This is a genomic window from Xenorhabdus sp. KJ12.1, from assembly GCF_963876495.1.
Classification (GTDB): Bacteria; Pseudomonadota; Gammaproteobacteria; order Enterobacterales; family Enterobacteriaceae; genus Xenorhabdus; species Xenorhabdus stockiae.
Window position 1 is genome coordinate 70,628 of sequence record NZ_CAWNQH010000063.1, and the last position, 13,750, is coordinate 84,377.

A 13,750-nucleotide genomic window follows, 5' to 3' on the forward strand; every position below is an offset into this window, starting at 1 on the left:
ATGCTGGCAACTATTACTGATTTTAAAGAAAAAGTTACTCTGATTCGTGACAGTGGTATTCAGTTTCTGGATTTTGCTTTTGCACTTCCTAACCGCAAAATCTACGGCGAATTTTTGCTGGGAGGAGAGAATAATCCGCTTATTCGTCTGGTGTACAATGAACGGGAAGATACTTTTCAGGTTCCTGCCTCATCAGGTTCTGCTGCATTTTCAGCAGAACCTGATTACCCATTGGCATTGGAAAAGTCACTTGAGATTTATAATGATATCTGGTTACCACTGCCATTCTTCCGTTTTAACTCCCCAAAATGTTTTGCTCAGGGGCCAACTAACTGGTCACGAATAAAATTTCATGCACTTGATGCACCGGATGAGCAAGGAAATACGTGGCGCGTCACTTTGGCTTTTGATACCAAAGTTCTTCCAGACAGAAGGAATACGCAATATCTGGCTCCCTGTGATGATGATGTACGTTCTGGGGTGGGTTTTGCACTGGCAGAAAATCACCATGAAATGGGGGATTTTCTGTTATTGAGGTGGGTAGATGATTGGTTGCGGGAAAGCTATTCCGAGCGTGCGGCTGCATTGTGGCGTTTATATCATGAAGATATTGAGCACAATCTGAATCAGAGGGAACACCAGGGGCATTATCTTAATTTAATTAACGCTCTTAATGTGTTATTGCAAGTTCCTGACATCCAGCTCAATGATGTCAAACTTCAGAATAACCCAATTAATGTTGATTTAGTGCTTGATATAGGCAACTCACGTAGTTGTGGGATTTTAATTGAAGAACACCGGGATGATAACCAGGGATTATCTCAAAAATATCAATTGCAGTTGCGTGACTTAAGTGAGCCTCAGTATGTTTATACGGAGCCGTTTGACAGTCGACTTGAATTTGCTCAGGCAGAATTTGGTAAACAGGATTTTTCTGCTAAAAGTGGCCGTAGTGATGCTTTTACCTGGCCAACTATTGGTCGGGTAGGAGAGGAAGCCTTCCGCATGGCATCCCAACGCTTGGGAACAGAAGGGTCAACAGGGATTTCCAGTCCAAAACGTTATTTGTGGGATGAGGCGCCTTATTCTCCGGGGTGGCGTTTTAGTCGCGCTTTTGTGAAATCGGATCGTGAACCTCAGGCAACAGCGGCACCGATGACTTATATGATCAATGATAAAGGTGAGGCTTTGTATGCGTTAAAACCTTCTGAACGTATGCCTGTGTTTACTCCAGATTATAGCCGCAGCTCCCTGATGACGATGATGTTATCTGAAGTATTGGCTCAAGCGTTGATGCAGATTAACAGCCCGGCACAGCGTTTGAAGATGAGTCATGCCAGTACTCCTCGCCAGCTAAATAACATCATCCTTACCGTACCGCCGTCTATGCCTAAGCCGGAGCGTGCAATTTTCCAGCAGGCGATGATGCAGGCAATCAGACTGGTCTGGAAGGCATTGGGTTGGGAGGAAATGGATCAGGGAGTGGATGAAAGCGGAAGAGAAGAACAAAACGTTTTGCGTAAACGTATTCTACCGGAAGTGCATGTAAAATGGGACGAAGCGACTTGCGGTCAGCTGGTTTATCTCTATAACGAAACCCAAAATTACTTTGGTGGCCGAAGTGAGGAGTTTTTTGCTGCAACAATCCGTCCAGATAACCAAGTAGAAACTGGTGATACGCGAACATTAAAAATTGCTTCGATTGATATTGGTGGTGGTACAACCGATTTAGTGGTTACCCGCTATACCTTAGATGATGGCAATGGTAGTAATGTACGTATTGTACCGACACAGCTATTTCGTGAAGGCTTTAAAGTTGCCGGTGACGATATTTTATTAGATATCATCCAATTCTATTTACAACCCGCATTCAAGGCCGCATTGTTGAATATCGGCTATCAGGATTTAGATGCAGAAGCGGTAATGTCGCGTCTGTTCGGCAGTGAAGCATTGGATGCGGGTAAGCAGGTATTGCGTCAGCAACTGACATTGCAGATATTTTCACCTATAGCACTGGCTATTCTGCATCGCTATGAGAAATTTACCCCAGGCTCCAGTGAGCAGGTTATTAGTGCAACATTTGGTGAGTTACTCCCCCATCTGCCTACAGATAAGGTATGTAGCTATGTGGATGATGAAATTAAACGTTGTTTACCGATAGGGAACAATAACTCGTTTTCAATACTTGATGTGCCGTTGAATATCAGTTTGACGAAGCTTCATAATGAGTTTATTGATGCCTACAATATTCGTTTCAATATTTGTCATAGCCTGCGAGCGTTGTGTGAAGTGCTTTGGTATTACAATTGCGATATGTTGTTATTAACCGGGCGTCCCTCTCGTTTACCCGGAATTCAGGCACTAATCCGTCAGCTACAGCCAGTTCCTCCTGCCCGTATCCTCCCTTTACATGGTTATGAAACTGGGGGGTGGTATCCGTTCAATAAGAAAGGTCTGATTGAAGATCCTAAATCCACTGCGGCGGTGGGCGCAATGTTGTGTCTTCTGGCGGAAAAATCACGTCTGAGTAATTTTTACTTCCGTACTGCCAATTTTAAGCCTTATTCAACAATCCGTTATCTGGGAATGCTTGACAGTAACAACTTGTTGAAAGACAGCAACGTGTTTTATAGAAACATTGATTTAGACACATCAGGATTCCAATTGGATAATCACCAATACTTTGAAGTACGTGGTGAAATGCGAATCGGTTTTCGCCAGCTTGATAACGAACGTTGGCCTGCGACGCCACTGTATACTTTAAAAATTCCGGGGGCACGTTTAGCGACGGCTTTATCTGGTGATGCAGTATTGAGACTGAAGCTGGAAGTAGAAGAGGGGCGTGGGCCAGATGCAGAAGCTAATGGTAGCCCTGAAAAATTCCGTATCAGTGAAATAGATATTGTTGGTTCTGAACAAAACCCTCGTAAGCAGGATATTAGTTTTAAATTGAATACATTAGCCGGCAATGGACTGGGTGAAATTCATTATTGGCTCGACAGTGGAAGTATTAAAATCTAATGAATCATTTTACTCCTGAACAGTTAAAAAGAGAGTGGCTTAGTGTTGCGGAAGGTGCAAATCAGGCGATTGAATGGATTGACGATGTTCGTGAAAATGCACCACGTCTCAATACTGAAGCAGAACGATTAAAGCTGAAATTACGCCGTAGCCGGAATACAGCACAAAGGCTGGCAACGGCAGCTATGCGTCCCATGACCATCGGTTTTTTTGGCCTTTCTCAAGCGGGGAAATCCTATCTGATTTCTTCATTAGCCGCTGGGGATAATGGGCGGTTAGAGACCCAAATGGGGCAGCACCAACTGGATTTTATCGAGCATATTAATCCACCAGGTGGTGGCAAAGAGGCAACAGGATTAGTGACACGCTTTAGCCGTCAATCACATTCGTCCAATCCAGACTGGCCGATTGAATTGCTGCTATTTAATGAAGTGGAAATCGCTAAGATCTTCGCGAATACATTCATTCATGATTTCAATCAGGAAAAGATTGACTGGAGTTATGATGAAAAACGTATAGGTGATTTACTTACCTCACTAAATAACCGCCGTCAGGCACGGAAAATATCAGGTTTAACGGAAGATGATGTGGTCTCGCTGTGGGACTATCTGATTCGTCATGCGGAAAAAAGCCAGAGTAAAATGGCATTGCAATACTGGCCTGCAGCGGTGGAGCTCGCACCGTGGTTATCGATTGATGACCGAGCGCAGCTGTTCAGTGAATTATGGGGGAATATCGGTGAATTCACAGAGGCTTATCGTCGCTTTGCGTATACATTACAGCGTTTGGGAGGGGCTAGTGTCGTCAGAGCACCGCTTAATGTCTTAGTAATTGAGCAAAATGGCCGATTAGTACAGAGTAACAGCATTATGAATGTCGATATGCTGGAACGCCTTAACAAAAGTAATGACTTACAGGTAGAGGTATGTCCTGAGCTGGAAAATGGGCTATCTGCACCTGTATCTCTTTCTTTGGCTGAACTTACAGCATTGACAGTAGAGCTGCATGTTCCTCTACTTTCGTCTACACAAGAAAGATTATTTGAAGATGTCGATTTATTGGATTTCCCCGGTTACCGTGGGCGTCTGGGAGTGGAATCTACCGCTTATTTTCAGCAAATGACTGAAAACGATGACAGCAACCCACTGGCACAGTTGATTCTGCGTGGCAAAGTGGCTTACTTGTTTGAGCGTTATACCGTCAATCAGGAAATGAATGTTTTAGTCGTTTGTACCCCCTCGAATGAACAATCTAACGTGAAAGATGTGGGTGGAGTACTTGACGAGTGGATCCGTTATACCCAAGGAGTGGATGCTGTAAGCCGTTCCCGTCGTCCATCAGGATTAGTTTGGGCAGTCACTAAACTCGATTTACGGATCACCCAAGAGCTGAATAAATCAGAAGATATGTTGCGTGAGGTATGGGGACAGGGCGGAATGGTCAAAATCACCATGACCGAACGTTTCGGCCATTTTCCATGGATGCAAGAATGGCAGCCTGATTGTGCTTTTAACAATACTTTTCTGGTACGTAAACCACGTCAGGCTACACCATTTATTATGATGAAAGAGGGAAATGAAGTTGGACTCAATCAGGAAACTGAGCCAAAACTGTCCTTGATGAAAAAAACCTTTCTGGAAGATAGTGCTATTCAGCGTCATATCGCTTTCCCGGATCAGGCATGGGATGCCATGTTGCAGCTGAATGATGGTGGTATGCGTCGATTGGCAGACTATTTAGCTACTGTCGCCCAGCGTGAAATCAAGTTAGAACGTATTGCTGAACAGTTACATGAAACCCGCCATGAATTGATTGAAGGAAATTTAATCGCGTGGTTTCAGCAGGATAATGCGGAAGAATCCGCCAAAAAAGAGCGTATTGCAGATGATATTCTCAAGGTGTTACAGCGTCGGGTGGGAATGCATGGTGAATTACTGGTGAGTTTGATCCCTCAACGGAAAGCACTACAAGAGCTTTATATGCAGGAAACTCCGTTGGAATTACCTGATGATGATAAGGTAAGCAATGAATCAATCGCGACCTTCGGGATTGGCAGCGATTTTGATCTGTTCAGCGATACATCAGATGAAAGTATATCAGCACTCAGCCATGAACAAATGTTTGCTCAGCAGGTAATTAAGTTATGGGTTAATTACCTGCGTACTGTACCAGAGCAGACGAACGTGACAAATTTTATCGGCCTTCCCCGACCAACAATTGAAACACTGGTGGATGAATTGATCACTGCGATCCAGAGAATGGATATTGAAGGTGAATTGGTAAATGTATTAGCAAATACAGAGCAAGCCGGTGTGCGTCGGGAGAAAATGGTGGAACGCCAGGTGTCCCGTGTGCTGAACGTCATAAACGATTTCATCACTTGGCTGGGATACCAAAAAATCACGAAAGAAAAACGGCCGGTGAGCAAATATAACAAAGGGCATCCCCTCTTTTCCGGCCCTAATAAACATGATCCGGCATTGTGGAAAGACGATGGACATTTGTACCGTTTGACAAGCGAACCACTGAGTTATAGCGCCATGTTTATCTTTGATTGGTTGATCGGTCTGAAAGAAATGATTAAAGAAAATGTCGGTCATTCTGCCGGACGCGAAATAACGGCGGCTCAAAACGAACGGCTGGGCACTATTATTGAACGTATTCAATTGTCGTCGGAGTAATGTGTTGTGATTAAAACAGAATTGAGACCTTGTGAATCGGCAGAACCCGGATATGCGTCTTTGCATATTGAAGGGTGGCAGGGAATGATTGAAAGCGTCATGGTGTCAATCCAGCGTAATCAGGATCGCTGTTTTTTAAGTGTAGAAGGGCAGTGGATAAACAATGAAGAGTGGATTCGGTTGCCTGAATTACAGGAAAAAGGGGATGATTTAGAAACCCGCATAGGCCCGGTATTGGTCGATGCGCTGCTGGCCGAGCGTCAGGTTGCATATCGCGTGACGGCAGTGGATGAAGCAGGTTTTCGGGAGTTTGGTGGTCTGAAAATTGTTGATGGTGTACTGAGCTCACTGGCAAAAGGAGAGTATGCTGCTGCTAGCAATATTAATGAATATGTGCCTCAGTCACCGGAGCCAGCCGTATTGGCTCAAGCAGAAACGCCGATTATTGAAACTGAACCATTGGCGGAGCAGTTTGCTTCGCCGAATCTACAAGAGTCATCTAAGCCTTTGGTAATACAGCCGGATGAACCTGCTAAAACACCATCTCCGCTTCCAGCAAAAAAATCGAATAAATTGCCGTTAATCGCCCTAATTTTGCTTTTGATTGCGATTATTGTTGGTATGTGCTGGTGGTTGCTGAAACCAGGAACTAAACCTGAACCAGCTACCGTTAGTGCATCAGAAAATACACCTTGTGCTACTGAGAATATGGTCAAAGGCAGCGGGCTGGATTTTGTCAAAAGCTGTCTACGGAGCCAGCCTTCCAGTAAACAAGTGCTGGAAGTTATTCAACAGGCAAAAAAAACGAAACAGTGCGATGTAGCACAACGTTTGTATGCTTATAAATCCCAGTCGGGCGATGTGCAAATCGCTTTACGTTATGCACAGGAATATGATCCAGAAACAGCAACAAAGGGCGGCTGTTTTGTTGCCGATGTGCAAACGGCAATTTATTGGTATGAGGTGCTGATTAATCAGGATCCACAAAACAGAGAGGCCAGAGCACGTTTGGCGATACTGAAAAAATAGGAAAGGATGATGAAACCTCTTAATAGGATAATGGCGGGTATTATGGCACCTGCCTTGGGGCTAATGATATCACCCGTGCTGGCAGCACAAAAACCTCTTTTACAGGAAGGAAAGCAAACTCTCTACCAACGAGTACTGACTTATCCGGGTTGTGAGTTGTCGGAAAAAATCACCGAAAAAGGAACAGTGCAACCTGCTTTCAGCCGTTTCTACGTTTATCAGCGTCAAAAGCAGGGTAATGAAGAATGGTTAAAAGTTGGGCCGGATAGTTACGGTAATACTCAGGGGTGGATGAAGGCCAACTGTACCGTAGAGTGGAAGATGCAGTTGACTCTGGCTTTCACCAATCCTTCTGGTCGTAATCCTATGCTGTTTTTCCGTAATAAGGCGGATGTAGAAAATATTCTGAATGACGCGATGCCAGCGACGCAATTACAGCCATTATTGAAAAAATTGCAAACCGGTGCGTCTGTACCTTCGGTACTCGCGCGTGAACCTGATTACATGATCGATCAGCAAAAAAACTTTTACCTATTACCAGTGTTGGATTCTGATGACATTTTTACAGATTCGGGCTATCAGGTGCGCGTGCTTAATGTTGCCTCGGTAAGTGAAGCTGGGGGGAAAACGAATTCTGCCAATGCGTTCAAAAATAAGGATACAAGAATTACCCCTGATGAAGAGAAAAATATGATCAAGGGGTTCTCGGCATCGGTGGTATTTGTGATTGATTCTACCATCTCAATGGGGCCTTATATTGAGCGCACGAAGCAGGCTATTGAAAAAATTTACCAGCGTATTGAAAAGGAAAATCTGCTGGGGCAAGTTAAATTTGGTCTTGTCGCTTACCGTTCAAATATTGCTGCGGTGCCGGGATTGGAATATGACACCAAAATGTATGTTGATCCTAATACAGTCAAAGATGGTCAGGATTTTTTGACTAAAGTGCGTGATCTGAAACAGGCTAAAGTCTCCAGCAGCAAAGTTAATGAAGATGCATATGCCGGTATTATGACAGCTTTGGACAAAGTGGATTGGACTAAATTTGGGGCGCGTTATGTGATCTTAGTGACAGATGCCGGAGCGTTGGATGGGGATGATCAGCTGTCCTCTACCCGGCTGGATGCGACTCAGGTTCGTTTGGAAGCCACTTACCGTGGAGTAGCACTGTATACACTTCACCTGAAAACACCATCAGGGCGTAAAAACCACGCTTTTGCGGAGAATCAGTACCGAGAGATGACTCTCAACGCTTTCCTGCATAAACCACTTTATTATCCGATTGATTCTGGTGATGTGAACAATTTTGGTACGATGGTTGATAATCTTGCTAGTGCTATTACCGGGCAGATTAAAACGGCTTGGAGTGGTGAGGAGACAGTAGGTAGCGCCCTTGGTGCTAATGAATCCTATTTTGGTAAAAATGAGGTACTAACCAAAGGAGCGCTTCTACAGGATACCGCCCAGTTGGGACATGCGATGCGCTTGGCCTACCTCGGGAATAAACAGGGTACACATGCGCCAACTGTTTTTAAATCTTGGATAAGTGATCGCGATCTGGTGAATCAAAATATTCCAGCAACCGAAGTGAAGGTTTTACTGACAAAGAGCGAATTGAGTGATCTGAGTGAAGTAATGAAGAAGATTGTTAATTCAGCCAATGAAGGTTTAATTTCGCCAGATGATATGTTTGCTAGCCTGCGTTCATTAGCTGCGACGATGGGAAATGATCCTAAACAGGCGAAAAATAAACAGGCTACCAAGTTGAGTGAAATGGGGTTGTTGGGTGAATACATTGAAGGGTTACCTTATCTCAGTGAAGTGTTGAGTCTGGATGAAGAAACCTGGAAAAGTTGGGATGGTTTAGAACAAGAGCGTTTTATCCGTCGTCTCAACATCAAGCTCAACTATTATCAACGTTATAACGAAGATGTTGACCGCTGGATTTCGTTAGCACCTGGCAGTGACCCACGTGATAACGTTTATCCTGTTCCATTGGAAAACCTTCCATGATGTTGCGCATTGAAGCAATGCAAGTACAGCGAGGATCGGCAGAACAGGGTCTAACTGTCAGCCTGCCTTCGCTATCGCTTAGTGCGGGGGAAGTGGCTGCACTAACGGGGCCGAGTGGCTGTGGAAAGAGCACATTATTGGAAATGATCGGCGGCATATTACAACCGGATAATTTGAGTTGCTATCAATTGGGTAATCCGCCCGAAGATATTGCGGTACCGATACTGACGGGAGATGAAAAACAGCTTGCTAAAGTGCGTGCTAAAGATCTTGGTTTTGTACTGCAACATGGTGGCCTGCTTCCGTGGCTTTCAGTCGCGCAAAATATTCAATTACCCCGTAAAATTGCTGGTCTTACAGTTGAATCTGAGTGGCTGGAGACAGCAATTTCTCGCTTAGATATTGAAGGATTAATGAAAAAGATGCCTTCTCAGCTTTCAATTGGTGAGCGTCAGCGTGTGGCTTTTGCCCGAGCAATTGCCCATCAGCCACGGCTATTATTGGCTGATGAGCCAACAGCGGCATTAGATCCCTACAATGCTGAGGTACTTTTTAATTTGATTGTTGAAATGGTGAAGTCATTAAATTTGGTCTCCATTATTGTTAGCCATGATTGGCAGCGAGTCACGAATTTTGGCCTTAAACGTTATTACGCTAAAGTGGATGGAAAACAAAGTGTCTTCACAGCCAGTTAATTCTTCTATTATCAGGGGATCCCGCTGGTTACTGTCTCGCATGGCTCTGGCTGATTTGATTTATGATCGAAAGGTTTCGCTCTGTATCATTTTTTCTCTTATTGCTGTGATCACTCCTTTGTTACTGCTTTTTGGACTAAAAAATGGCATCGTGAGTCAGCTTCGTCATACCTTGATTGATGATCCGCGTACACGGGAAGTTCGTATGCTAGGGAATGGCAGCTATGATCGCAATTGGCTGGAGCAGCTGGCTGCTAGCCCTGATGTTGGTTTCGTTATCCCATTAACCCGCTCTTTAAATACTCAGGCTGATTTGGTCAGAGATAGTCAACATTTTGTCAGTAATGTAGAAGTCATTCCGACAGCATCAAACGATCCGCTACTGGTCAATGCCCGACAACCACAAAATGCACAGCAGGTTGTGCTCAGTGCTAGTGCGGCAAAACAGTTACAGATAGAAGCGGGTGATAGTCTGAAGCTGGTGGTTACGCGTAAACGAGAAGGGCAGCGTGAACGAATCCAACATCAATTAACCGTTATTGGTGTAATCGATGGGGCAAAATTCTCTCGTCCGGCGGCTTTTGTCTCGCTTCCTCTGTTAGTGGCAATGGAGGATTACCGTGATGGCTACCAAGTTGCGTTATTTCATGTGGGAGAAGGTATTGCTCCCCGAGAACGTACTACGTTTGCTAAAGCACGTCTATATGCCAGCAGTATAGATAGTGTGTCAGCGCTGGCTGGTTGGTTACAGCAGCAGAATATCGACACGGTAACACAACAGGCGCAGATTGAATCAGTGCGTGCTATCGATCAGGTACTTGGTTTGATATTTACTGTTATTGCCTGGATTTCTGCGGCAGGGGGTATTGCCTCATTAGTGGGTGCATTTATGGCCAATATTGATCGCAAAAGGAAAGACATGGCAGTGCTCAGGTTATTAGGTATCCGTCGGCATGCAGTAGTGTGGTTTATCTTGATTCAGGCATTAGTTTTGACAGGAAGTGCTTGGGGAGTGGGGTTGTTGCTCTATTTTGTTGCCAGTCAGTTGTTTAATAGTGTGTTGGGCGCTTCATTACCGGAAACGGCATTTGTATGTCATTTGGAAGCCTTACATATGGTAATTGCCTTATTGAGTGTATTAGCTGTAGCACTGGGAGTTGCGACGGTAGGTGCCTTACGTGCTTTAAAAATTGAACCTGCGGAGAGTTTACGTGAAATTTAACCATTACCTAAGCATAGCATTGGTAGGGGGCGTGCTTGGTATATTGCCACTCTCTGCCAGCGCTGTCTGGGAAGAAAAATTCTACAATCCTAAGCCACTGTCTGATGATGTGATATTACCAATGCCCTGTGGTGGTGCGATGGTATTTCGTAAAATTTCCATTCCTCTCAGCCAACCGTTACAGGATTACAGCATCACCCTCGGAGGAGGCGAAAATGATGAATGGGGATATCTGGAACAGGCGCGGGCGGAATATATTGCGGGTAGTTTTGCTGAAGGAAAATCGGGGAAAGGGCGCTATTTTCTAATGGCGAAGTATGAATTGACCGATTTACAATATCAAGCTCTTAGCGGTACTTGTCCGACGCCAAATATGAGACTCCGCTTGCCAAAAGTGAACATTGGTTGGATCGATGCCATGAATCTGGCAAACCAATATAATCTTTGGCTATTGAAGAACCGGCCTGAAACTCTGCCTAATGAAGATGGGAAACCGGGTTTTCTCCGCCTACCAACAGAAACCGAGTGGGAATTTTCCGCCCGTGGTGGCTTGGCTGTTTCCACATCTGAATTTCGTGACCAACGTTTTCCTATGCCTGAGGGGATCATCCATTATGTCTGGTTTTCAGGCTCTCAGTCAGCCAATGGCAAACTCCAATTGACCGGCTTACTCAAACCTAATCCATTAGGGCTGCATGATATGTTGGGTAATACAGCTGAGATGATGTTTGAACCTTTTCGTTTAAACAAATTGGATCGACAACATGGTCAGGCAGGGGGCTATATTGTCAGGGGCGGTAGTTTTCTGACACCGGAAAGTGACATACGCAGTTCACTACGTGGTGAAGAGCCTTATTATACAGCCCAAGGCGATAACAAAAACAAAGCGATAGGATTTCGTTTGGTTCTAGTTTCTCCGATACTGACTTCTCGTGATCGTATTAAAGAAATTGCTAAAGAGTGGAAAACATTAGGTATTGAAGAGCATCAAAATAAAGGGAACAAATCGACAGATTCAATTGATTATTTGGGGAGTATTTCATCCAAGATCCAAGATGCCTCGCTGAAAAAGCAATTAGCGCAATTACGTGCCGATCTGCGTGCCAATGCACAATTACGTGATGAACAACGTGATCAGGCAATACGTACCTCCTTGCAACTTGGCGCATTTTTATGCACAAAATTGAAGGATGATGGTGATTTTTATGATCGATTAGTCGGCCTGTATGGAAAAACTTGTCAATCAGGCAGTGAACTGGATGCAAATTGTTCTCGTCGCCAAACGCAGTTGGAACAACATAAAAAGGCACTAAATTTTATTACAAATTATTATGCTGATACCTTGGTTGATATGGGCATAACGTATAATGCAGAGCTTATTGCCCCGCAACTCCGAGTCGTTCAGCAAGAAATGTCGGCTCGTGGTAAAACCAATCTAAATAGTTATCTCAATACGTATTGGCAGAATCTACAGGGATATTGGCGGGATGGCAGAGTTGCTCGGGATAGTTGGTTGGAGATGTGTAAGAAAAATAAATAAACTGCCCGTCGAATATAAATGATAATGAGCACTTTTATTTAGAAAGGACATATTAACCTATGGTTTTAAAATATACACGTTTGATGATTTCTTTTTGCCTGATTTTTACTTTGGTTGCCTGCCAGACGCCAAGTGGGCCTTCTGCACAAACAGGAACAGTAGATTCTCGTTTAACTAAGAACGAAGATGTCGAATTTTTTAATAAGTCGGGTTTGCAGTCTTGTTTGGCTGGAGCAGCAGCAGGGGCAATGGCTTGTATGCTCAGTGATGTGAATCATAAAGCGATATGTATTGCAGCGGCAGCAATTGTGGGATGTGGAGTAGGAGTGGGAGCGAATGCTTATCTGGATAGCCAGCGTAAAAAATATTCCAGCAGAGAACAATTATTAGCGGCTGCAATTAAGGATATTAAAGCAGAAAATGAGCGGATTCAGAACGCCACTGTCGTAGTCAAAGAGGTGATTCAGGCTGATAAGCGTACTCTGGCTAGTATTAATAAAGATATTGCTGCAAAAACCGTGAAAAAAGCGCAGATGCAGAAACAGTTGAAAGGGCTTGATGCTAATATTACTTACCTGCGTAATACCATTAAAGAAATGAAAGAGCACGAAAAACAGTGGGCTGATGTCTCTGTTCAGATGATAAAAGATGGCGCTAAAACGAAAAATTTAAATAAGCAGATTGCTCAAATGCGTAAAAATATTGGCATGTTACAGCAGGAACTTGACAGCCTTTATGAACAACGTACCGCAATTAAAGTAAGTTGATAGGAATTATTATGCGAGTATTGATGATATTGTTAATGAATGTAGTATTGGCTGGTTGTGTCACAAATGCACAAGAATGTGATCCTACGAAAGGAGATATGAGTATTATTGCAAAGTTTAACTGTAATTACTCTGGGACATGGGATCAGAGGGTTGCTGAGAAAGAAAAAGTATTACAGCATGAAAAGGTATTAAATAAAGAATTTAGGGCAGTTTATGAAGCTCTTGAACAAGAAAGAAAAGCAGCGCGGGCAACTTTGAAGAATAAAAAACGGACTCAGGCTGTTTTGCAGAAGTCATTGAGTAACCTACTTAATCAATTGAAAATCAAAGCGGCAGGAAAAGCTCAAATGGAAAAACAGGTTACTGATCTGGAAAAACGGATACGTGAATCACAACAACGTCCAGCTCAGTCGGAAATGCAAAAGCAGATGGAGCTACAGCAGTTGCAAAACCAGCTTCATGAGCTTCAGGATAGCCTGATGGCATCATAGAAGTTAATCCCCGGGATCGTAAAGCACTATGTGACCGGGGGTGAATAAGTCTGAGTGAAAAATAGCAACTTAAGTGGTCTGATTGACATCAAAAATAGTACTCGCTTTTAATAAAAATCCGGTTATAGGGACCCTGTTTCTAAATTTGTGTAATTGCCTGTTTTTGATATGTTTAATTTATCAACTAATACAGGTGAAAAGATGGACGAGAAACAGTTACAAGCCCTGGCTACTGAGCTGGCTAAAAATCTCAAAACGCCCGAAGATTTAAGTCAGCTCTCCCGTTTC

General features: G+C 43.8%; 9 protein-coding genes. 8 read left to right on the top strand and 1 reads right to left on the bottom strand.

The window, feature by feature from the left end:
- From AACS92_RS08790 to AACS92_RS08820, 7 genes are read left to right on the top strand one after another with little or no spacing between them, the layout of a single operon-like run.
- Entirely contained in the window at positions 1 to 3,021 is a 3,021-nt protein-coding gene (locus AACS92_RS08790; protein ID WP_099110843.1) for a virulence factor SrfB, read from the top strand.
- Positions 3,021 to 5,702 (top strand): putative virulence factor, encoded by a 2,682-nt coding sequence (locus AACS92_RS08795; protein ID WP_099110844.1) that lies wholly within the window; start codon positions 3,021 to 3,023, stop codon positions 5,700 to 5,702. Before AACS92_RS08790 ends, AACS92_RS08795 begins: the two co-directional genes overlap by 1 nt.
- Before the next feature lie 6 nt (positions 5,703 to 5,708).
- Positions 5,709 to 6,731, top strand: a complete 1,023-nt coding sequence (locus tag AACS92_RS08800) for a hypothetical protein (RefSeq protein WP_099110845.1) — start codon at positions 5,709 to 5,711, stop codon at positions 6,729 to 6,731.
- Between the two features lie 42 nt (positions 6,732 to 6,773).
- The gene (locus AACS92_RS08805) at positions 6,774 to 8,744 is read left to right on the top strand and encodes a vWA domain-containing protein (protein WP_241537979.1); all 1,971 of its coding nucleotides are present in this window, start codon (positions 6,774 to 6,776) and stop codon (positions 8,742 to 8,744) included.
- On the top strand, positions 8,741 to 9,439 hold the full coding sequence (locus AACS92_RS08810; protein ID WP_241537980.1) for an ABC transporter ATP-binding protein: 699 nt from the start codon (positions 8,741 to 8,743) through the stop codon (positions 9,437 to 9,439). Before AACS92_RS08805 ends, AACS92_RS08810 begins: the two co-directional genes overlap by 4 nt.
- Entirely contained in the window at positions 9,420 to 10,661 is a 1,242-nt protein-coding gene (locus AACS92_RS08815) for an ABC transporter permease (RefSeq protein WP_241537981.1), read from the top strand. The genes AACS92_RS08810 and AACS92_RS08815 overlap by 20 nt, the downstream gene beginning before the upstream one ends.
- On the top strand, positions 10,651 to 12,201 hold the full coding sequence (locus AACS92_RS08820; RefSeq protein WP_099110847.1) for an SUMF1/EgtB/PvdO family nonheme iron enzyme: 1,551 nt from the start codon (positions 10,651 to 10,653) through the stop codon (positions 12,199 to 12,201). Before AACS92_RS08815 ends, AACS92_RS08820 begins: the two co-directional genes overlap by 11 nt.
- Positions 12,202 to 12,253: 52 nt before the next feature.
- Here the strand turns inward: AACS92_RS08820 and AACS92_RS21850 are convergent, their stop codons facing one another.
- Positions 12,254 to 12,466, bottom strand: coding sequence for a DUF3804 family protein (locus tag AACS92_RS21850; protein ID WP_153044777.1), 213 nt, complete (start codon positions 12,464 to 12,466; stop codon positions 12,254 to 12,256).
- Positions 12,467 to 12,979: 513 nt separating this feature from the next.
- On the opposite strand from AACS92_RS21850, the gene AACS92_RS08830 reads away from it, so the two are divergent.
- Positions 12,980 to 13,462, top strand: a complete 483-nt coding sequence (locus tag AACS92_RS08830) for a hypothetical protein (protein WP_099110849.1) — start codon at positions 12,980 to 12,982, stop codon at positions 13,460 to 13,462.
- The last annotated feature ends 288 nt before the right edge of the window (positions 13,463 to 13,750 follow it).